17 protein-coding genes are annotated in these 23,446 nt (G+C 38.5%); 16 read left to right on the top strand and 1 reads right to left on the bottom strand.

Annotation, left to right across the window (positions count from 1 at the left end):
• The first annotated feature begins 4 nt into the window (after positions 1–4).
• The 14 genes from RCH56_RS03270 (at position 5) to recQ (ending at position 17,232) form a co-directional block, all read left to right on the top strand.
• Positions 5–1,381, top strand: coding sequence for a uracil-xanthine permease family protein (locus RCH56_RS03270; protein ID WP_306483567.1), 1,377 nt, complete (start codon positions 5–7; stop codon positions 1,379–1,381).
• Positions 1,382–1,566: 185 nt separating this feature from the next.
• The gene (locus RCH56_RS03265) at positions 1,567–2,916 is read left to right on the top strand and encodes a uracil-xanthine permease family protein (protein ID WP_306483566.1); all 1,350 of its coding nucleotides are present in this window, start codon (positions 1,567–1,569) and stop codon (positions 2,914–2,916) included.
• Positions 2,917–3,034: 118 nt separating this feature from the next.
• Entirely contained in the window at positions 3,035–5,329 is a 2,295-nt protein-coding gene (gene xdhA / locus RCH56_RS03260; protein ID WP_306483565.1) for a xanthine dehydrogenase subunit XdhA, read from the top strand.
• A gap of 10 nt (positions 5,330–5,339) precedes the next feature.
• Positions 5,340–6,227, top strand: coding sequence for a xanthine dehydrogenase FAD-binding subunit XdhB (gene xdhB, locus RCH56_RS03255; RefSeq protein ID WP_306483564.1), 888 nt, complete (start codon positions 5,340–5,342; stop codon positions 6,225–6,227).
• A complete protein-coding gene (gene xdhC, locus RCH56_RS03250) occupies positions 6,217–6,837 on the top strand; it encodes a xanthine dehydrogenase subunit XdhC (RefSeq protein ID WP_306483563.1) in 621 nt (206 codons plus the stop codon). Before xdhB ends, xdhC begins: the two co-directional genes overlap by 11 nt.
• Before the next feature lie 513 nt (positions 6,838–7,350).
• Positions 7,351–8,478, top strand: coding sequence for a class I SAM-dependent RNA methyltransferase (locus tag RCH56_RS03245; RefSeq protein ID WP_306483562.1), 1,128 nt, complete (start codon positions 7,351–7,353; stop codon positions 8,476–8,478).
• Between the two features lie 81 nt (positions 8,479–8,559).
• On the top strand, positions 8,560–9,897 hold the full coding sequence (locus RCH56_RS03240; RefSeq protein WP_306483585.1) for a L,D-transpeptidase family protein: 1,338 nt from the start codon (positions 8,560–8,562) through the stop codon (positions 9,895–9,897).
• An 8-nt stretch (positions 9,898–9,905) separates the two neighbouring features.
• A complete protein-coding gene (locus RCH56_RS03235) occupies positions 9,906–10,727 on the top strand; it encodes an energy-coupling factor transporter ATPase (protein ID WP_306483561.1) in 822 nt (273 codons plus the stop codon).
• On the top strand, positions 10,724–11,587 hold the full coding sequence (locus RCH56_RS03230) for an energy-coupling factor transporter ATPase (RefSeq protein WP_306483560.1): 864 nt from the start codon (positions 10,724–10,726) through the stop codon (positions 11,585–11,587). The genes RCH56_RS03235 and RCH56_RS03230 overlap by 4 nt, the downstream gene beginning before the upstream one ends.
• On the top strand, positions 11,574–12,368 hold the full coding sequence (locus RCH56_RS03225; protein ID WP_306483559.1) for an energy-coupling factor transporter transmembrane protein EcfT: 795 nt from the start codon (positions 11,574–11,576) through the stop codon (positions 12,366–12,368). Before RCH56_RS03230 ends, RCH56_RS03225 begins: the two co-directional genes overlap by 14 nt.
• Positions 12,365–13,105, top strand: a complete 741-nt coding sequence (gene truA, locus RCH56_RS03220) for a tRNA pseudouridine(38-40) synthase TruA (RefSeq protein ID WP_306483558.1) — start codon at positions 12,365–12,367, stop codon at positions 13,103–13,105. The genes RCH56_RS03225 and truA overlap by 4 nt, the downstream gene beginning before the upstream one ends.
• Positions 13,102–13,488: a hypothetical protein gene (locus RCH56_RS03215; protein ID WP_306483557.1), complete on the top strand. Its 387-nt coding sequence runs from the start codon at positions 13,102–13,104 to the stop codon at positions 13,486–13,488. The genes truA and RCH56_RS03215 overlap by 4 nt, the downstream gene beginning before the upstream one ends.
• Positions 13,475–14,587, top strand: a complete 1,113-nt coding sequence (locus RCH56_RS03210; protein WP_306483556.1) for a DUF4097 family beta strand repeat-containing protein — start codon at positions 13,475–13,477, stop codon at positions 14,585–14,587. Before RCH56_RS03215 ends, RCH56_RS03210 begins: the two co-directional genes overlap by 14 nt.
• 860 nt (positions 14,588–15,447) lie before the next feature.
• Positions 15,448–17,232 (top strand): DNA helicase RecQ, encoded by a 1,785-nt coding sequence (gene recQ / locus RCH56_RS03205; RefSeq protein WP_306483555.1) that lies wholly within the window; start codon positions 15,448–15,450, stop codon positions 17,230–17,232.
• Between the two features lie 75 nt (positions 17,233–17,307).
• Here the strand turns inward: recQ and brnQ are convergent, their stop codons facing one another.
• Positions 17,308–18,633 carry a branched-chain amino acid transport system II carrier protein gene (gene brnQ, locus RCH56_RS03200; RefSeq protein ID WP_306483554.1) on the bottom strand — a complete coding sequence of 442 codons (1,326 nt, stop codon included), beginning with the start codon at positions 18,631–18,633 and terminating at the stop codon, positions 17,308–17,310.
• Positions 18,634–19,189: 556 nt separating this feature from the next.
• Between brnQ and RCH56_RS03195 the strand changes: the two genes are divergently transcribed.
• Complete coding sequence (locus tag RCH56_RS03195) at positions 19,190–19,447, top strand: YSIRK-type signal peptide-containing protein (protein ID WP_306483553.1); 258 nt, start codon at positions 19,190–19,192, stop codon at positions 19,445–19,447.
• 504 nt (positions 19,448–19,951) lie between these two features.
• On the top strand, positions 19,952–23,446 hold a 3,495-nt coding region (locus RCH56_RS03190; RefSeq protein WP_306483552.1), incomplete at its 3' end, for an InlB B-repeat-containing protein.

Here is a 23,446-nt window from a genome sequence, read left to right as displayed (position 1 = left end):
AATTATGGAAAAAAATACTAATCAAGCTGTATCAAAGTCATTGTTTGACCTTGATGGTAAGCCTGAATTTAAGAAGTCCTTCCCCATAGCCCTTCAGCACTTGTTGGCAATGATTGTGGGTAATACACTGCCTGCAATCGTTTTGACGAATACCTTGGCTAATACAGAACATGCCCTAACAGGGGCAGAGTCGATTTATCTTATCCAAGCAGGAATGTTTGTGGCAGCCCTTGCTACCTTCCTCCAACTTTACCCAATAGTTAAACTTGGACTTGGATCAAGGCTTCCTATGATAATGGGAGTGTCATTTGCCTATATACCTGTAATTAACTCAGTTGCAGTCAAGTACGGCATAGGCGCAGTCTTTGCCTCCCAGATAGTAGGCGGTGTTATAGCCTTCCTTGTTGGAATGAATATTAAAAGGCTCTACAAATATTTCCCACCAATGGTATCGGGAACAGTTGTTCTTACAATAGGTCTTTCCCTTTACTCAGTTGCCTTAAACTATATGGCAGGAGGAAATGGAAACCCTAACCAAGGAGCAATGGTCTATTGGATAGTAGCCTTCATAACTCTTGCAGTTGTTCTTATTTGTAATATGTTTGGTAAGGGTCTTGTGAAACTTTCTGCAATCCTTATAGGGATCGTAGCAGGTTACATCGCTTCTCTTGCCTTTGGTATAGTGGATTTCTCTAAGCTATCTGATGCAGCATGGCTTACAATTCCTAAAGTTATGCCTTTTAGCTTAGACTTCCACCTAGATGCTTGTATCACAATGGCGGTAATGTTTACAGTTAACTCCATCCAGGCAGTAGGAGACTTCTCTTCTACCACAACAGGTGGACTTGACAGACAACCAACAGAGAAGGAACTTGAGGGAGGAATCAAGGGCTACGGTCTTACAAATATGGTATCAGCCTTCTTTGGAGGACTTCCAACAGCATCTTATTCACAAAACGTTGGTATAGTATCTCTAACAAAGGTTGTTTCAAGACACGTGCTTAAGCTTACTGCAATAATGATACTTATAGCAGGATTTATTCCAAAGTTTGGTGCTCTAATGCTTTCTGTACCACAAGCTGTAATAGGCGGAGCGACGGTAACAGTATTTGCCCAAATCACTATGAGTGGAATGAGACTTATTACATCTGATGAGATGAGTGTGAGAAATGTAACTATAACTGGACTTGCAATCGCACTAGGTATGGGAATCACCCAGGTAAACCCAGCAGCAATCGAGCAATTCCCAGAATGGTTCAGAATGATATTTATTTCATCACCTGTAGTTCTTTCAACTCTTATAGTTTTCTTCCTAAATATAATTCTTCCAAAGAAGACTATTGAAGAAGAAGAACGTGAAAGAGAAATGATGGATAAGTAATAAAAGAATCGCCATGAAAGTGGCGTTTTTCTTTGCTTATTTTTAAAGAGAGCTATTATTTATGAAATATAAATTAGCCTAGGTTTTCCCGAGTTATCTTCCTTTTTAGTTTATGAAAATAAATATTTTACAGTAAAATATTTTGTGATACAATTATTCATGAAGAAAACGAAAGGGAGGATTCTATGAAATCTGAAACAAATTCTAGTGTAAGTATTGACAATATTTACCAACTTGATGGCAAGGTTCCTATAGCCAAGGCAATTCCTTTTGGTATCCAGCACGTTTTGGCTATGTTTGTTGCAAACCTTGCTCCAATTATTATTGTCGTAGGGGCAGCAACAGCGGCAAATCCTGATCTTGATATTGACCTAGCATCTCTTATCCAAAATGCTATGTTCGTAGCAGGTATTGGCTCTCTTATTCAGCTTTATCCTGTATGGAAAATCGGTTCTAGACTTCCAGTTATCATGGGGATAAGTTTTACTTTTTTGGCATCTTTAATTTATGTTTCTACTAATTTTAACTACGAAACTATGATTGGAGCAATCATTGTCGGCGGTATTATAGAAGGGACCTTGGGTCTTCTTGCAAAATACTGGAGAAAGTTTATAGCACCAATAGTTTCAGCTTGTGTTGTTACAGCGATTGGGTTTTCTCTACTTAGTGTCGGTGCAGCATCTTTTGGAGGAGGAAATGGAGCGAGTGATTTTGGTTCTACTAGGAATCTTCTTCTTGGAACTATTACTTTAATTTCTTGTTTATCCTTTAATTCTTTGGCTAAGGGCTTTTGGAAACAACTTTCTGTTCTCTTTGGTCTTATAGTTGGTTACATAATAGCTGTCTTTATGGGCATGGTTGACTTTTCACCAATTGCCGAGGCAAGTTTCTTTTCTATACCTAAGTTTATGCCTTTCAAACCACAATTTAACTTAAGTGCGATTATAGCCATGGTTGTTGTATTTTTGGTATCTGCGGCAGAAACTATTGGAGATACTACTGCGGTTTGTGCTGGTGGTTTGGGTCGTGATATTACTGAAAGAGAAATCCAAGGATCTCTTGCTTGTGATGGTTTCCTAAGTGCGGTTTCCGGTCTTTTTGGCTGTGCTCCAATCACATCTTTTAGTCAAAACGTTGGTCTTGTCACAATGACTAAGGTAGTTAACAGATTTACTATAATGTTTGGTGCTCTTACCTTAATCCTTGCGGGACTTTTCCCTAAAATCGGTGCTCTATTTGCAACTCTACCAGAACCAGTTCTTGGAGGATGTACTATAATGATGTTTGGTTCAATCGTGGTAAGTGGTATTGGAATGATCGCTAATTGCGGATTTAGCCAAAGAAATACTACTATAGCAGCCCTATCTTTGAGTATTGGAATTGGTTTTACCCAAATTCCGGAAATCTACCAACAACTTCCAGCTCTCTTTAGGGATGTTTTCTCATCAAACCCAGTAGCTAACGTATTTGTTATAGCTATAGTAATGAGTCTTCTTCTTCCAAAGGATAGGGAAGAAAAGATAAAAGAAAATTAATTTATATACTTCCAAATTATATATGATTTGGGAGTATTTTTGTGGCCGAAACTATCAATTCATCTTAAAATATGATATATTATTTGTAAATAGTCGTAAGTATTAGAAAGGAAAGAATATGTACGTAGGCAAAAAAATCAAGAGAGTAGATGCTTTTGACAAGGTTACAGGTAGGGCTAAGTTTACCGAAGACCTCGTTCCAAAAGACGCATATACTGCGAAGATCTACCATTCAACCATAGCACACGGCAAGGTTTTAAGTATAGATACAAAAGAAGCTATGAAGGTTCCAGGTGTTGTCAAGATAGTAACTTGTTTTGACGTACCAAAGATTCAATTCCCAACAGCAGGTCACCCTTGGTCGACCGAAAAGGACCACCAAGACGTAGCTGATAGGCTCCTACTCAATGAGCATATTAGATATTACGGAGACGATGTCGCTGTAGTTATAGGTCGTGACGAAGTAGCTTGCAAGCAAGCCTTAAAGAAAATCGTAGTAGAATATGAAGAGTATCCTGCAAACTTCGACGCCCTCGATTCAATCAAGGATGTCAAGGTCCCTATCCATGAGGAAAGCCCTGACAATATCCTAAAACATAGTACAAATAACAGGGGAGATTTCGAAAAAGCTATCAAGGAAGAAGGACTAATCAAGGTGGTTGGAGATTATGAGACACCTATAATATCTCACTCTCATTTGGAAAATCCAGATGTATACGCCTATGAGAAGTCAGGCAAGATTGTAGTAGTTGCCTCAACCCAAATCCCTCACATCATAAGAAGAGTAATCGGCCAAGCCCTAGGACTTGGTTGGGGAAAGATTAGAGTTATTAAGCCATACATAGGGGGAGGATTCGGCAACAAGCAAGATGCCTTGTACGAGCCACTTTGTGCCTTCCTTACAACCCAAGTTGGAGGTCATCCTGTTAAGCTTCTTCCATCTAGGGAAGAGACCTTTGTCTCAACCAGAACAAGACACGCTATGAAAATCCATATAGAATCTTATGTTAGAAAAAATGGAGATTATGTCGCAAGAAGAGTAGAAACTTACTCTAATGGAGGAGCCTACGCATCCCACGGCCACTCTATAGCCGCCAAGGGATTAAACTGCTTCCATCAACTCTATCCTTGTGAGAATATCAAGGGAGATGCCTACTCAATCTATACCAACCTTCCAACAGGTGGAGCCATGAGAGGTTACGGTATCCCTCAAGCCATGTTTGCCTACGAAGCCCACCACGACGATGTGGCCAAGGCCCTAGGCATGGATCCACTAGAACTAAAGCTTAGAAATGTCATGCCAAAAGGCTATGTAGATCCCTTCTCTCACAATGAAAACTATTACGATTCCTTCAGAGACTGTCTAGAAAAGGGAGCAGAAGCCATTGACTATTACGCAAAGAAGGAAAAATACAAAAACCAAACAGGAAATATAAGATACGGTATAGGTTGTGCTGTCTATTGGTACAACACAGGAGTATTCCCAATATCCCTAGAGTCTTCCTCTTGTAGGATGATTGTAAATGAGGACGGGTCTGTTCAAATCCAACTACCTGAAACAGAAATAGGCCAGGGAGCTGATACTGCCTTTACCCAAATGGCAGCAGACTCACTTGGTATGAGAATAGAAGATATCCATATCATATCGACTCAAGATACAGATATATCCCCATTTGGTCTTGGAGCTTACGCATCTCGTCAAACCTACATGGCAAGCTTTTCTATAACGAAGACTGCCAAGGAACTTAAGGATAAAATCCTAGACCAAGCTTATCTACAGACTAGAATTACTTCAAATAATCTCGATATAGTTGATTCTACTATAGTTAGGAAAACTGACGGCAGGAAGCTTCTTACTATGGAAGATCTCGCTACAGAGTCCCTTTACACCCTAAAGACTGAGAACCAACACATCACAGCAGAGACAACCCACACAATCAGGACTAATGCCTTCTCATTTGGGGCAAGCTTTGCTGAAGTTAAAGTCGACATAGACCTTGCCAAGGTTGAAGTAGTGAAATTAATAAATGTTCACGATGCAGGAAATATCATCAATCCACAACTTGCCGAGGCCCAGGCCCACGGAGGAATGAGCATGGCAGTAGGCTTCGCCCTAACAGAGGAGATGAAATACAATGATAAGGGAAGAGTCCTAAACAACAACCTCCTAGACTACAAGCTAGGAACAATTGCGGATACACCAGAGTTTGAAGTTTACTTTATAGAAAACCCAGAACCAACTTCTCCTTATCACACCAAGTCCTTGGGTGAGCCACCAACATGCTCTCCAGCACCAGCTATAAGAAATGCGGTTCTAAACGCAACTGGAATATCAGTAAACAAGATACCTATGACCCCACACGTCCTCTTCCCATTATTTAAGGAAAATGGACTCATAGACAATGATTTATAAGGAGGGATAAATGTACGATATCAAAGAAATAAAAGAAGCTTATTCCATAAGAGAAGCTACGAACTTATTAAAAGAAGATCCTGAACTTAAAATCATAGCAGGTGGGACAGATGTTTTAGTCAAGCTAAGAGAAGGATCTATCGAATCACCAAAACTCTTATCAATCCATCTAATAAATGAATTAAGTCAAATATCAATAGATGAAGAAGGATCTATAGAAATAGGAGCTATGGCGACTTTCACCCACATAGCAGATAATCTAATTATAAAAGAAAACATAAACCAATTAGGAAAGGCTGTCCTTACAGCAGGAGGCCCACAGCTAAGAAATGCTGCGACAATCGGGGGCAATGTATGTAATGCTGCTCCTTCAGCAGACTCCGCTCCAATGCTATTTTGCCTAGACGCCTTAGTAAATATAGTAAGTGCTGAAGGCGAAAGAACAATGCCTATTACAGACTTTTATATAGGTCTGGGCCAAGTTGACCTAAAGCCAAATGAATTTGTCAAAAGCTTTACTATAAAGAAAGAAAACTACAAGGGCTATTCTGGTAAATACTTTAAATACGCTATGAGAAAAGCCATGGATATAGCGACAAGCTCTTGTGCGACTATGGTAAAGGTAGATGATGAGGGAAAGATCGAGAAAATCAAGGCTTGCTACGGGGTAGCATCTACAGTTCCAGTCAGAGTCTATAAGGCTGAAGAAGAATTTGTTGGAAAGATTTTTGATGATGAAAATATAACAGCCTTTGCCAAACTTGCCCTAGAAGAACTATCTCCAAGAAACTCATGGAGAGCGAGCAAGGCTCTTCGTACCCAAATTCTTTACGAAATATGTAGGAGAAACCTAAAAGAAAGCCTAGAAGAATACAAAGGAGAAGATTATGAAGACTAAACACTCTAGAGAATACGGTCCATTTGCTCCAAAAAGAGTCAAACTAAGCTATCAAAAGCCTAACTACAAGAGGGTAAAATGCACTATTAATGGCATCCCTGTAGAAAAAATGGTAGACGTTAGAGCATCTCTTACAGATTTTCTAAGAAACGACTTCGGCCTAACCTCTGTAAAAAAGGGCTGTGAAGTAGGAGAATGCGGAGCCTGTTCTGTCCTAATCGATGGAGAAAGCGTGGACTCTTGTCTTTATCTTGCAATCTGGGCCGAAGGAAAAGATATATGGACAACAGAAGGGCTGGTTGCTGATGACGGATCAATCTCAATCATCCAACAGGCCTTCATTGATCACGCTGCAGTCCAATGCGGCTTCTGTACACCAGGATTTATAGTAACAGCAACAGAAATCGTAGCAAGAGGAAAAAGATACGAAAGGTCTGAGCTAAGAAGACTTCTTGCGGGAAATATGTGCAGGTGCACAGGCTACGAAAATATCCTAAGAGCTGTGGAAGAAGCCATAGAAATAGAAATAAAAGGAAGGGAAGAAGACTACGAGACAGACCTTGCAGTAGACCCAGATAATACTGGACACGACCCAATGATCAAAGACTAGAAAATATATAAAAAATCAAGGCGATGAAGTAGATTGAATCCTACCACCGCCTTTTTTGTGGAAATATTTGAGTAGTAGGTTAAGAGAAGTATAAACATTTACTCACTTCCTTACTAGATAAGACTTAGATTAGATAGAAGAGTCGCCTAATTGACTCATATGAACCTTGCTTACCGACCACCTTATGTCTAATGGAATTGTCACAGCGAGCGTAGCGAACTGATCCTGAATCCTAAAACTGACACCGAAGGCGGCATCTCGAGCTTGTCGAGAGATCTTTTAATTATACTTACCGTCGAGCGCAGTCGAGACATCTCAAAATCTCTTAAAGGAGGAATCTTGCTTCCTTAATCTTCTATTCACTTAGCCTAATAATTCCATCCATGTATGTAATTATAATTTCCATCAAGATCTATCAAATCCCTCTTTATAAAAAGAAATAATAGATTTTATATTTTCTGTAAAAGATTGAAATAAAGATGAAAAATAGATAAAATCTGTTATAATAATACCATGGAAAAAATTATAATTACAACAAGTTTTGGCTTGGAGGCTCTAGTTAAGAGGGAGCTTATTGATTTAGGCTTTGAGGATTTTTCTGTTAGCGACGGGATGATTACTCTTTCAGGCGAACTTTCTGACATAGGGAAACTAAATATTAATCTTAGATGTGCCGATAGGGTCTATCTTGTGGTAGATGAGTTTAAGGCAACTTCCTTTGACGAGCTTTTTGACAAGATCAAAAGGATCAACTGGACTGATTATCTAAGAAAGGAAAGCAACTTTATAGTAAACGCCAGGACCTATAAGTCAAATCTTTTTGCCCTAAGGTCGATTCAATCTATCACAGAAAAGGCAATTATCGATTCTCTAAGAAAAAGCTATAAGCTTCATACCTTTCCTAAATCAAAAGAAAGGGTAGGAATTGAAGTAATGCTTAATAGAAACATCGCTACAGTTACCATCGATACATCAGGCGATGGGCTTCACAAGAGAGGATATAGGGAGGATTCTGTCAAGGCCCCCCTTAGGGAAAATCTTGCAGCAGCCCTAGTAGACCTTTCTTTCTATAAGCCTGATAGATTCCTTCTTGATCCCTTCTGCGGGTCAGGGACTATCCTAATCGAGGCAGCGAGAAAGTCTCGTAACATTGCCCCAGGTATTGATAGGGACTTCGACTTTAGGCATTTCGTCTTTATGGACAAATCTATCTACGAGAATGAGAAGAAAGAAGCCTTGGGAAGGATCGATTATTCTACTAAGCTTCATATCCTAGGCTCTGATATATCTGGTAGGGCCATAAGCCTTGCCAAGAACAACGCCCTAAACGCTGGTGTTGAGGAAGACATAGCCTTTGTCAAAAGAGATGCAGGTTCTGTTGCCGTATCAAGGGACGACTACGGTGTATTGATAGCCAATCCACCCTACGGGATGAGATTATCGGATACGGACCTAGATGATATTTACAAGAAGATAAATAATAAGTTTATGAAGCTTGATACCTGGTCCTTGTATTTTGTAACAGCTGATGAGAAGTTTGATAGAAACTTTAGAAGGAAGCTTTCCGAAAAGAGAAAGCTCTACAACGGTGGTGAGAAGGTAGATTACTACCAGTATTTTGGCCTAAGGCCAAAGAATTAGGAGGATAATATTACAGACAATAAGAAAAACAACAAGATTTGGCCTCTTGTCGTACTAGGAATAATTGGTATTTATTTGATAGTGACAGTTATATTTTCTTTTATAACCCTACCAAATACTTATATAAATGGAAAGAGTGTTTCATTTGCTTCAAGGCAGTCCGTCCTAGAAGCTGTCGGAGATGATTTTAAGCTAGAAGTTAAGGGAAGAGATGATAGAAATTTTGTCCTAAATTCTAAGGATATTGCCTACGATGCGAAGATTCCACAAAACGCATCCATCGACCAAAATCCCTTTGCTTGGCCAATCTATCTTGTAAATGGCAAGAAGGATGATCTTAAATTTGATTATAATATAAAATATGATGAGGGAAAGCTTGATGAGCTCTTAAAGGAATCTCCACTTTTTACCAATGTGACAGAACCAGAAGATGCAAGTCTCATCTTTCATGATGGATCATTTGACGTAAAAGATGCAGTGATGGGTAATAAACTCGACTACGCCAAGGTTAAAGATCAAATAGTTAAGGCAATTAATTCTGACCATCAGGATATTGAGCTTACTGATGAAGACTATAAGAACCCAGAAGTCCTTTCAGATTCTAAAGAGCTTAATGACCTTAAGGAAGATGCCAAAAAGATTGAAGCTATGAATATTAAGTTTAACTTTAATGGTTTCGATATAGGCCTTAAGGGAGATGAGCTTGTGGATATGCTTATCCAAAAGGGCAAGGTCTTCGAGCTTGATTATGATAAGCTACTTGCCTTTATGAAAGATGTTGCTGATAAGACTGACACTTACGGAACTGAAAGAAAATTTAATGCGACAGGAGTTGGCGAGATCACAGTAAATCCTGGTGTCTATGGTTATGTACTAGACCAAACAGCAACTGCTGATGAAGTCCTTAAGCTTTTCAATGAGAGAAAAAGCGGAGAAATCGAGCCAGTTTATGAAAGATATGGCTACGAGAGAACAGCTAATGGTACTGATATAGGAAATACCTATATAGAAGTAGACATTTCCCGCCAATATCTCTGGTTTTATAAAAATGGCGAGCTTGTAATAGAAAGTCCACTTGTCACAGGCCTAGTTTCTCCTGGTTGGGAGACTAATGTCGGAGTAGGATCAATCCTATCCAAATCTACTAATGCCAAGCTAGAAGGAGTTGACTTTACAGGAGAGGCCTACAAGACACCAGTTGATTATTGGATGCCAATAGGCTGGGACGGCGAAGGCTTCCACGATGCCCCATGGAGGGGAGGAGCCTTCGGTGGAGGAATCTATTTATCAAACGGAAGTCACGGTTGCTTAAACCTCCCACCTCATGTAGCCCAAGTAATATTTGAAAATGTAGAAGTCCACACACCAGTCATAGTTTATGAGTCAAGTACAAACAACTCACCTGCTATGGCCTACTAGGAATAAAAATGATAAAGATAGAGAATTTAACCTATGTCTATCCAACAGGAGAAGACGAAGAAGAAAAAAGGGCACTAGATGATGTGTCAATAGAAATTGAAAAGGGAGACTTCGTAGCTATCCTTGGCCACAATGGTTCAGGTAAGTCTACCCTAGGTAAGCTCTTAAACGCTCAGATATTTCCTACATCAGGAGATATTTGGGTGGATGATTTAAATAGCAAGGACGAAGATATGATTTGGGATATCAGAGAAAAATGCTCCATGGTCTTCCAAAATCCAGACAACCAAATGGTCGCCACAACTGTAGAAGAAGAGGTGGCCTTCGGCCCAGAAAACCTAGCCGTCCCTAACCCAGAGCTTAGGGAGAGGGTTGATTCGGCAATTGATCTTGTAGGAATGGCTGACTATAAGAAGAGAAATCCTTCCAATCTTTCTGGAGGGCAAAAGCAAAGAGTATCCATAGCTGGAGTTGTTGCCATGCTATCAGATTATATAATCTTTGATGAGCCAACAGCCATGCTAGACCCAAGGGGAAGGAAGGATGTTATTAATCTTGTAAAAGATCTTAACAAAAATTATGGTAAAACTATAATCTACATTACCCACTATATGGAAGAGGCAGTCCTTGCAGATAAAATTGTAGTCTTAGATGGCGGCAAGAAGGCCCTGGAAGGTTCTGCAAGAGAAGTCTTCTCCAAGGTAGATCAGATGAAAAAGCTAGGACTTGCTGTTCCTCAAGTTACAGAAGTTGCCTTCGCCCTTAGAAAAGAGGGAATCGAAATAGAAGAGCTTCCCCTAAATATCGAGGAGTTTTTAGAACTTATATGAAAATTGAACTAAAAAATATTGATTACATCTATAATGAAGGCCTTCCTTCAGAAGTCTACGCCCTTAAGGATATCAATCTAGAGATTAACTCTCACGAAATTGTAGGCCTTATTGGCCAAACGGGCTCTGGTAAATCTACCCTAGTCCAACTCCTAAACGGCCTACTCATTCCTAGTAATGGTGATTGCTTTATAGATGGGGTCAATTCAAAAGATAAGAAAAAAAGAAAAGATGCAAGATTTAAGGTAGGTCTGGTCTTCCAATATCCGGAAAACCAACTCTTTGAAGAAACTATAGCCAAAGACATTGCCTTCGGTCCCAAGAACATGGGTCTAAGTGAAGAAGAAATCGATGGGCGTGTAAGGGCTGCTATGGAAAAAGTCGGCCTAGACTATGAGACCTACAAGGATAAATCTCCTTTCGAGCTTTCTGGAGGTCAACAAAGAAGGGTCGCCGTTGCGGGAATTCTTTCTATGAATCCCAAGGTCCTCGTCCTAGACGAACTTACAGCAGGTCTTGACCCAGTCGGTCGTGATGAGATATTTGAAGAGATAATCTCCCTCTATGAGGCCGATCCAGAGCTTTCTATTGTACTTGTAAGTCACTCTATGGAGGATGTGGCTGAGTATGTAGATAGGGTAATCGTGATGAACAAGGGAGAAGTCTACTCAGATAAGTCAACCTACGATACCTTTACCCAGGCTGAGCTTAATAGTATTGGTCTTGACGTGCCACAGATAACTAAGTTTATGAGAGCCTACAAGGAGAAAAATCCACAAGTAAGAGATGATATCTACACAGTAGACGATGCCATTTCTGAGCTTAAGAGGGTTCTAGGAGGAAAAGATGGCAAATATTAGCATAGGACAATATCTTCCTTTCGATACCTTTATCCACAGGCTAGATCCTAGAGTAAAGATCGTGGGAGTATTTTTATATATAATAACAATATTTTTCGTAGATAACTTTTATGGCTATATACCCTTTGTGATTTTATTAATCGCTATGCTAGCAGTGGCAAAGATTCCAATAAAGAGCGTCCTTAAGTCTCTTAAGCCTGTGATATTTATCATAATTATTACAGGACTTATTAACCTAATTACAACACCTGGTAGGGCAGTCTTTGAAATTGGACCTGTCACAGTAACAGCAGAAGGAATCTACAGGACAGGCTTTACAGTCCTAAGACTTATCCTAATAATCCTATCGACCTCTGTTCTAACCTACACCACAAGCCCAATGGAGCTAACCTATGGACTCGAAAAGCTCTTCTCACCCCTCAAGAAATTCGGTTTTCCAGCAGGGGAGCTTGCTATGATGATTTCCATATCCCTCCGCTTTATCCCAACCCTATTTGATGAGGCGCAAAAGATAAGGATGGCCCAAATGGCAAGGGGAGCGGACTTCGAATCAGGTAATATTATCAATAGGGCCGTGAGCATGATTCCTCTTCTAGTCCCACTATTTATCAACTCCTTCAAAAGAAGTGATGACCTAGCTACAGCAATGGAGGCTAGGATGTATAGGATAGGACATGAGAGGACTAAGCTTAACGAGATTAATATGGGAAGGATCGACTGGCTAGTTATATCCCTTTTTACCATATTTTGCATACTAGTAATAGTTCTTCACTTCCTATGATTAGAAATGTACTTCTAGAGACAGCCTACGATGGGACAAACTTTGCAGGCTTTCAATTCCAAAAGGATGAAAGAAGCGTAGAAGAAGAGTTAAGAAATGCCATAAGAAAGGTAACTGGGGAGGATAATAGGATTGTATCTTGTGGAAGGACTGATAGTGGAGTTCACGCCAGAAGCCACTTTGTAAACTTCCTTACAGCATCTAATATCAATCCCAAGGCCTTTAGCTTCCATATCCAACCCCACCTACCAGATGATATCTTGGCCCTTTCTTCGAAGGAAGTTAGCCTAGACTTTCATGCGAGATTTTCCTGTAAATCCAAGCTTTATAAATATGTAATCTATAGAGGAAGGCTCATGCATCCGGTCTACAGGAACTACAAGGAAGAAATATCCTATCCCCTAGACCTTAAGAGATTGGAAGAAGGTCTTAAGATCCTCGAAGGAGAGCATGACTTTAGGCTATTTATGAAAGAAGATACGAAGCTTAAGATAAATACAGTTAGGAAAATCGATGAAGCCTACTTCGAGGAAGAAGGAGATGACCTTGCTATTTACTTTAAGGGGGAATCCTTCCTCCACAATCAAGTAAGGATTATGGTGGGATCTCTCATAGAACTTAGCCGAGGAAGGCTTAGCATTGATGATTATAAGAAGTTTTTCGATAAGGATAATAACAAAAGAGCAAATCCAGCTTTGGGAGCCCAGGGCTTGTACTTGTGGAGGGTAGAATTTTGAAAGAGAAAAGTTTAAATGAAATAAAGGCCATAAGTCTTTTCGCTTTCCTTATAGGATGCGGATATTACCTAAAAGAAGGCATGGGCATATACTATCTTCTAGTAAGTGTCCTTTTTGTATATCTGGATTCTATCTTTATTAATAAGGAAGGCTTATTTGTATCCAAACACATATTCTACTTACTACTTGCGATTTACAATGTAATTAGTCTGGCCTTTATGATACAATATATAAGAGGAAAGAGTCTCGATGATATATTTCTCGCGCTCCTCAAGCCCTTTTTGGGAGCAAATGAGATATACATAGTGGGTTTTATCCTAATATTTACAACAGGACTTATTATAAAACAAAACATTATCGGAGCAAATAATGGGAAAGAATAGAAGAAATACACAAAAAACTGACAAAAAAAGACAAAATATCTTGGGATTTTCTAAAAAGAAAATAATTGGAATAATTGGTCTAGTATTAGTCCTTGCCATTGCCATATATTTTGGCACAAATAGGAGAGGGCCTATGACCAACAAGCTTGCCACAACTACAGAAATCGATGATAACTCCTACAACCAATCTAGGATTATGCGTGTAGATTTAAACAAGATCAAGACGATAAACTTCGACCTAGGTACATGTGATGTGAGAATCCAAAGATCTAATACCAACCCTTATGTCGAATATACGGTCCTCTATAGGGGAGAAGAAAACTCCTACGATATGGAGGTAAGTTTTAACGAAGGAGAACTAAAACTTAAGAACAAGGTCCTTGGCAAGGAACTTTACATGAAGGATAAAATTCCAATAGTTAGGATTTTTCTACCAATGGAAGGCGGTCTTGATGATATTAAGGGGAAAATTACTGCAGGAGATGTCAAAATCACAGACCTTGAAGTCAAAAACTTCGACCTAAGACTTGATAGCGGAAATGTTAGCGTAGATAATGCCTACTTCCAAGGGGCAATCTCAAATGGATCTGGTTCAATCAACCTAAACAAGGCTGAGATTAATAATACAAAGCTTGAAACAACTACAGGAAACATAAACATAGTAGACTCAACACTCGGAAATAGACTAGACTTCATTACCCAAACAGGGGACATAATCGTAGAAGCTGACAAAACAATAGATAATTACAATGTAAACGCCAAGCTATCAGTAGGAAACTTCATTCTAGGAAACATATCTTATAGAAATATCAAAGACGGCTACTCCAGCGAAAACGACGGCAAGTATAAGATTTCCATGAGAACAAAAATAGGAGACATAATCTTTAACCGTGGTGAGGGAGCGAGTGTAGATAAGGAAGAATATATCACAAATGAAAGCAAAACTTCGACAGAAGATGAAGAAGAAAGTGGAAAAGACAGCGAAGGAGAATCAGAAGAAGAGGAAACAAGTGATTCTGATACAGAAGATACTGAAAGCACACAAGAAGAAGAAAGCTCGGAAGACGAAGGCGTAGATACAGAAGAAGAAAATAATTAGGCTTAGGGCTTAATTATTTTTTTTACAGAAATATTGTTTGATTCATTAGCAGATTCAGCCTACCCCGCCCTTGTACTGATTTCATATCTCCCCTGGTCCCGACGATAGGCCCCCCTTATCCCGACCGAAGTGGAGGGATCTCTTGAGACAAATCCACCACGCCATCTCGAACGAATGTGAGAGATCTACAGTATATGATGACATGGTGATTACTAAGTTTAAGTAAATTACGCGAATGCTTATCTTGATAAATCATTGACCTAACACGTCCCAAGGTTCTGTAGACCTCTCGTCGCTTCCCTGTGGAAGCTCTGTCGACGGTAGTTTTCGGATTCAGGACAAGCAAAGAGCTTGCCCTTTATCTCGAAAATCCTCGATTAAGGAATTTCATCAGTTCGTCTACTCACTGTGACAATTCCATTAGAGATTGCAAGGGGACTCCTGAATTTCGCTAATCCCTTATCCCTAATGGTTATGGCCACAGCGAACAGAGTGAGCTGATGGCAGAGTGCCGGACAGTCGGGCTTCGATTTTTGTAAAAAATCGAATAAGTGGGACTTATTTGAAAAATAAGTTCCAAGAACTCGAAGAGTTCAAAATCGAGGCTTGGCGAGGTGAAAGTCTTTAGACCTGAGCCCGCAAGCTACCGTCGACCGTAGTGGAGGGATCTCTCTAGAAATATCTAGGATGCGGAGGAACAGTATATGAGAAAGCAAAGTAGGGATTCAATTAGTTACTTAAAGCTATAATCAATTGAGATAAAATTACAAAGCTATTTTAAAATCATCATTAACTAGGCATTATCTTGTCGTATTTATATTTATTAGATAAGTATCAAAAGAAAAGAAACAGAGGACTTTATGACAGAAGAGATTAGAAATTTGAAAAAATATTTTGGATATGATTCTTTTAGAGAGGGCCAGGAGGAGATTATAAAGGAAATTCTCGCTGGTAGGGATGTACTCGGCGTTCTTCCTACTGGTGGAGGTAAGTCTATTTGCTACCAGCTTCCTGCCCTTATGATGGATGGAATCAGCCTTGTCATATCTCCCTTGATTTCTCTAATGAAAGACCAGGTGGATGCCCTAAGGGAAAATGGAATCGCAGCGAGTCTTATAAATTCTTCCCTAAGCCTTGAAGATTATAAGAAAAATCTGTCTGATATAAAATCTGGTGCGGTAAAGCTTGTCTACATATCACCAGAAAGACTTGAGAACGAGTTTTTTATAGACTTTCTAAAAGACCTTACAATTTCCTTTGTAGCAGTAGATGAAGCCCACTGTATCTCCCAATGGGGCCACGACTTTAGACCTTCCTATAAGCTAATTCCCAAGCTTTACGAGACTGTCGGCAAGGTCCAAATCACAGCCTTTACCGCCACTGCAACCAAGGAAGTAAGGGATGATATAATAGAAAACTTAGAACTTAATGATCCTTTTGTCAAAGTCACAGGCTTTGATAGGAAGAATCTACTATTTCTAGTAGAAAAACCAAAGAAGAAAATAAACTACCTAAAAGATTTCATAAGAGACCATGAAGAAGACTCTGGCATAATCTATGCTTCTACAAGGAAGAAAGTCGACGCTATCTACAAGAAGCTAAGGGCCATGGGCTATGCTTGCGGGAAATATCATGCTGGAATGACTGAAAGCGAGAGGAAAAAGAGTCAGGATGCCTTTATCTATGATGAGAATAAGATAATTGTTGCGACCAACGCCTTTGGTATGGGGATTGATAAGTCTAACGTGAGATATGTCATCCACTATAATATGCCCAAGGACATGGAATCCTACTACCAGGAAGCAGGAAGGGCAGGCCGTGATGGAGAAGAGGCGTCCTGTATCCTCCTTTACTCAGGCCAGGATATAATCATAAACAAGCACCTCATAAATATGGGAACTAACCGAGTATACAAGAGAATCCAGCTAGAAAAGCTCCAGACTATAATCAATTATGTAAATACCACAGCCTGTCTAAGACAATATATACTCAATTATTTTGGCCAAGATGCGGCGGATGAGTGTGGAGCCTGCACCAATTGCCTATCAGAGATAGAAAAGGAAGATGCAACAGTAGATAGCCAGAAAATCTTATCCTGCATCTACCGCCTAGACCAAAGATATGGAACATCTACTATAGTCGATTGCCTGATGGGATCAAAGAATAAAAACGCTAGGGAGAAAGAACTAAACAAGATCTCAACCTATGGCATTATTAAAGATAAATCCAAGACCTACATCAAAGACTTGATAGGAACTCTCACAGCAGATGGATATATCAAGGTCTCAGGCACAACTTGCCCCATCCTTAAGCTTACAGAAAAATCCAAGGACGTCCTTTTCGGAGAGGTCAAAGTCCTAGTCAATATCAGAAAGGAAGAAGAAAGAGTCAGGAAAGACGGCTTCGATGTTAAGTTAAGCTATGACGAAAAGCTCTTCAAACACCTAAAAGAAGTAAGACTAGAGATGGCAAGAATGAGAAACATCCCACCCTTCATAATATTTTCCGATGCAAGTCTTAAAGAAATGTCCCAGAAAAAACCAAGGACAGAAGACGAAATGCTAATGATCAAGGGAGTAGGAGATAAAAAACTCCTCCAATACGGGGATATATTTCTGGCGGAGATTAGGGAGTTTGAAAGATAGACTATCCTAGCGAAAAATAGTAATTTCCAAATAAAGAACAAGCAAAAACGGGCCCAAAAGCCCGTATTTTTATTTCTAAAACATACTTTCCTTAACATCCTCTTCTCGCCTCTTGCCAAGACCCATCATGCCTAGGATATAGCCTATTACAAAGCATACTAGAGATGGAATGAACCAGGTAAATCCGAACTCTGCTAGAGGAAGTGATTTTATCGTATCAAGTAGGGAAATTAGTCCGAGTTTCTCTCCGAAAGTTTCTATAAGTGCAGTGATTAGGACCCCACAGACCATCAATATATAGGCCATATTGTAAGGAATCTTCTTTTCGAAAATCATATAGAAGACTAGGGCAATTATTATAGGATAACCTACAGTTAGGACTGGTACAGCTAGATTTATTATAGCATCTACACCTAGACTTGAAAGTAAATAACTAATCACAGTAACAACAACCACTGTCACACTATACTTAATCTTACCTCCACTAAGCTCTTCGATGAAGTTTCCAGCAGATGAAGTAAGGCCAATCGCTGTAGTAAGACAGGCAAGAGTTACCGCTATACTTAGGGCAAACTTACCGAAATTACCTAAGAGCATATAGACAAGATTTACTAAAATATCTACACGAGAATCATCTGGACTAAAGACCTGACTTGCACTAGCTCCAAGATAGGTTAGACCACCATACACTATAGCTAGAAATATTGAAGCTACAAGTCCCACCCAGATGATAAAGGACCTTCTATCTTTCCTAGAGACTTGTCCGTAGCCCTTCCTAAGAATATCTGTCACCACAATACCAGTAAATAGAGGAGATGCAAAAGCATCAAGAGTCTGATAACCCTCATAGAAACCATTTACGAAAAATCCACCATTCTTAGTATTTTTTATAGGTGTCTCAATAGGACTTACTATAGCCTTCACTATCAATACAAATAGAAAGAAGAGTAAGGCTGGAGTTATATATTTTCCGATAATATTTACAACATTACTTTCCTTAAAAGAAAGCAAGAGAGTAATAGCGAAAAATACAAAAGTAAGGGCCCAAATCGGAAGATTAGGGAAAAATGGTGCAAAGCCCACTTCATATGTAGTTGCAGCCGTTCTAGGAATCGCAAAGGCTGGTCCAATACAGATAATTGCAGCAAGGGTTAGGACCTTGGAGAAGGTAGGGCCAACACGCTTTCCGATATCAATAGCTTTTCCACCAGCAAAGGCAGTTATAAACACAGTTAAAATTGGTATAACAGGGTCGGCAAGAAGGAAACCTAACATAGTCCTAAACCAACCACTGCCAGCACTCACGCCCAGATATGGAGGAAAAATCAAATTTCCTGCCCCAAAAAATATGGCAAAAAGCGCAAGTCCACTGACCAAAATATCTTTTTTTCTCTTATCCAAAAGTTTCTCCTTTATAATTAAACAAAAATTTTTATAATTAATTAGTATTATACTCACTGTAATCTTTTTAGCAATGGAGATTAAGAGTAATTTTAATGAAGAATAATAGCTTAAGTTTAAGAGCTAGTAGACTTATAAAAAATGATGTATTTTTATAAAGTGATTATATAAAAAATTTTATAAAAATGAGGAACCATCAATATCTAAAGGAATTTATTTAAGAATTTCTACAAGCAATATGAAAGTAAGTTCTGGAGTAGAAAACTGCAATTGGTAATGAAGCCTACTATCTTCTTCTGCTTAGTGATAATGATTAATTTTTAGCAAATATCGGTTGGATTTTAGATATAATGCTCTAAATTTTAGATATTTTGGTTTACTAATTTGTTATTATTAAAAACCTTTTCTTAGGGCTTGAAAATCCCAGATACTATTATATATTGTATATATAATTGAATTCTAATCTAGAATCAAATGATGTAAGTTACTGGCCTTATACTTTAGTGAGATATATCACGAAAAGGATTAGACCGAATATATTTAAGAGAGGATTATTATGGATACTAATGATAAGTTAGTTAAGATCATTGAGTATAAAAAACTCAAGGGATCTATTAGAAAACCAAAGTATGCAACCAGAAAGCTTTCAATAGGACTAGTTTCTTGCATGCTTGGTTATGCACTACTTGTATCTCCAAGCTCAGTAGAAGCTGCCGAAGAAACAACAAATGTAGTAGCAGAAGAAAAAGCTACTTCAGTTGAGGAAGATCCAATAGAAGAATCAAGCGAGGTAACTTATGAAGCTAAAGAATAGCCAGTTACTTATAATGAAGAAAACGCGGAAGACACTCTTCCTGTAAATGAAATCATAGAAGATGACTCAACAGGAGAAATATCAGCTGATTCTAAAGAAGAGTTTAAGCTAACAGAAGATCAAGTTGCTAAGCTAAAAGAAGCGGGCTTCACAGAAGAAGAGATTAAAGAAATCGAAAAAGAAGCTAAAGTAGAAAAAGAAGCAGGCGAAAACTTTGATGTAGAAAGCTTCCTAGATAAGAAAATAGCTGACAAAAAATTAGCTGACGAAAAGGCTAAAAAGGCAGAAGAAGCGGACAAAGAAGTTCTTGAAATTAGCGAAGATGGAGCCGACAAAAAAGAAGCTCAAAAAAGTGCTGCAACTGAATCAGCAGCAGAACCATCAGATGAGTTCGTAGAAGAGAAAGCTAAAGAAAACTGGGACAAAAAACCACAAGATAAGAGCCGTTGGGCTATTAGTGAAAACCAAAGACTTGTTAGAGTATCAACATCTGATCCTGTAGAAATGAACGATGTCGATTATGATGGAACCTTTGTTGATGCTAATGGAAGAACAGTTATTAGACTTTTATACAAAGAAAAAGCTGCAGCTACCTCAGGAGTATGGTACAGGGTCTTATTTAACTTTGGTGAACTAGATCAATTTATTGATTACGACTCATCCTATGTAGTAGGTGTAACAATAGATGGAAACGAAAAATCTGATACAGCAAAATTAACTTCATTTAATGATGGAAAAGAGAGGATGTTTGACCTAGGTGTATCAAGAGGAGACGGTACAAATCAGAGGAAAAACTTACCAATAAACCTAGTTCTTAAAGAAGGTGTAACCCTAAAAGATTTGGGTGGAAAAAATTATACTGTCCAAATGAGACTAACTGATGCAAAGGGCAAGAGAATATATGCCTACGCTCCAGGTAAATCAAGCATGGACTATTCTACTTATACCAAGACTACATCAGTATCATTAGAGGATGAGGTTAATTCCCTATTCTTAAAAGGTGGTTACCAAAAAGATAGTGAAAATGCTACAAACCAAGAGTCATTCATGTCTGAGTTTATTGCCAACCCAGAGCAATACGATGACAAGTCTAATTTAGGTATTATTAGAACACAATATACAGGTGAAAGATCAGGTAATTATAAGGCACCAACAGTTGGTGGACAACAAATTGCCTTTACACAAGCATTCGATGCAAATCTTCTTAACTATCTAAAAGCTGATAAAGATGGCTATGTTGCCTATGTTAATGTTTTTGAAAATACAAGACTTAAATCAAAATATTCACACAAAGTAGGCATTAAGCTAGACGACTTTAACAAAACAGCTGATGGGAAACTTGCCTACCTAGTTATAGGTACTCATGATTTCCAAAAAGAAGGTGTAAATAAAGTTGAAGTTGAAAAACATGACCAATACACTATGATACAAGGATACTATATCACTGGTATTGATTATGTTGTAGACAAATCAAAATTTGAAGACACATTTGATCAGTCAAAAACAAGAAAACTTGATTACTCAATGATATCAGGCTGGGTTAATCCAAACAAAGATGGATGGGCTGTGTTTGAAAAATCTTATGATAATGGATTTGTTGCTCAAGAGGGTGATTCTTACCTTGTAGATACTACAAGTGTCCCTACTGGCGGACAAATTATGATTAAGATTGGTGATGGTGACCAAGCAATAATCAGAAAAGGCCAAGGATATTACAACTATTATGTAACTGGAAAGGGCTCCATAGAATCCATAAAAGAGTTTGCAAAGGGTGTATTTGAATTTAAACTTAGAGAAGGGGCTATAATTAGACCTGGTGATAAGTTAAAGATTTATATGCCATATACAAAAGAACACAATGATCCAGTAAACTTCCTAGAGATTAATAATGCTACCAAACGTAATCAAGGTGCAGCTACCTTAACTTTAAATAATGATAGAAATATTACAATGCACATTTACAAAGAAGGTAGAAAAGGTCACTATGTATTAAAATATACTCTAGCTGATGGAACAGAAAGCTCTACAGAATTTAAACTTAATGGAATTCGAACAGAGTGGGTTACTAAAGATACAGACAAAGTTCTAACAGGAACACCAAATAGATTGGCAAATGCTTCAGCTGGAAACTTCTATATAAACACTAAAAAATTAAAACCTGGTGCCGACATCATAGTTGAGTCGTATGATGAAAATGGTCAGATAATAGAAGGCCAAACATCATACTTCAGATATGACGCATTACAAAAGGGCGAAAATTATACTAACATGACTTGGGTTGACCATTCTGATACTTCATCAATCCTATCAGTAAATAAATCATTATATAAACCTTACCAAGTTATATTTACAAATGACTATGCAGAAGGAACTGATGATTTCTACAAAGACCCTAAGGTTTTACCATCTGATAATACTGCATTTATGAAAGATACTGATAAGATTCAAGGTTATACAAAATATGATGGCGGATCAATCAGAATGCGTACAGAGCTTTTAAATGATATAGCACTTTTAGGTAAAACTCACGCCCTTGCTGATGAATACACAGATAAAGGTGAAATAAAAGTAGATAATAGTTCTAAGCTTACATTAAAGGGAGCTGATGGAGAAAAAGAATATAGGGTTTATAGATATGATATCGATCTTAATAAACTAGGAGAAATTTCAAAAGCTGGAACATCAGCTAGAGATGTTAGTGCAGAAGGAAATAACAAGCTAGTTCTTAAAAAAGACATGAAGCTTTATTTCAACGCGTCAGACGGATCATCCCTACCAACCGAGTTAGTAGAAACAAGAGTAAGAACAAGAGTATTATTCGATACAACAGATGGAAAGTTTGCTGATGCTAGCACAAAATCAGTAAGAATTGCTCCAGATAACGTCAAATATGCTGATGATCAAGGCTATGTTGCAAACGGATTTACAGGAGCAAATGTTGCTAAAGGAACTGGAGATTCATTTGCTGAAAATCCAACAGCAGAAGGAAAAAAATTCCTAGGTTGGGTAACTGAAGCAGGTAAAGCTGAACTAGGAGCAACAATTGTTAAATCAGATGCCTTTAATAAATTAGCAGCTGATAAGAAATTCACATCAGAAACACCAATAACTACACACCAAGTAGTATATGCAATCTGGTCAGAAGAAAAACTTGTAACATTTGATGCAAATGGCGGTAAGTTTGATGATAATTCAACTACAAAGACAGATGATATAAGTGATGGAGTACAGGCTCCAACACCAACTCAAGAAGGAAAAGAATTTGTAGGTTGGGCAAGCAAACCTGATGCAACAGAAGTGGATGTGGTTGTAGCAAACTTAACAGAAGGACAAATTGTTTACGCTGTTTGGAAAGATGCTTCAAAACAAACAGACTCTATCGAACCAACAGTTCCAGCTAAGACACCAGTTGCAGACAAGACTAACTTAACACAAGAAGAAAAAGATGCTGTTAAGAAAGCAATCGAAGATGCAAACAAAGATAAATTCCCAGAAGGAACAACAGTAGAAGTTGGCGCTGATGGTACAGCAACAATCACATACCCAGATGGATCAAAAGATACAATCAAGGGTAGTGACTTAGTTGAAGAAAAAGCTAAGACACAAGCAGATCAAACTGAACCAGTAGTACCAGCTAAGACAGAAGTTGCAGACAAGACTAACTTAACACAAGAAGAAAAAGATGCTGTTAAGAAAGCAATCGAAGATGCAAACAAAGATAAATTCCCAGAAGGAACAACAGTAGAAGTTGGCGCTGATGGTACAGCAACAATCACATACCCAGATGGATCAAAAGATACAATCAAGGGTAGTGACTTAGTAGAAGAAAAAACTACAGAAGTAGATAAGAAACCACTTCAAGCTGAAGTAGACAAGAAAGATGATACAAAAGCATCAGACAAGTATAAGAATGCAGACCAAGACAAGAAGGATGCATACGACAAAGCACTAGAAGATGCTAAGAAAGTACTTGAAGATCCAAACGCAAGTCAAGATGAT

It is taken from the genome of Anaerococcus sp., assembly GCF_030825785.1.
GTDB lineage: Bacteria > Bacillota > Clostridia > Tissierellales > Peptoniphilaceae > Anaerococcus.
This window is presented reverse-complemented; position numbering and strand designations above follow the sequence as displayed.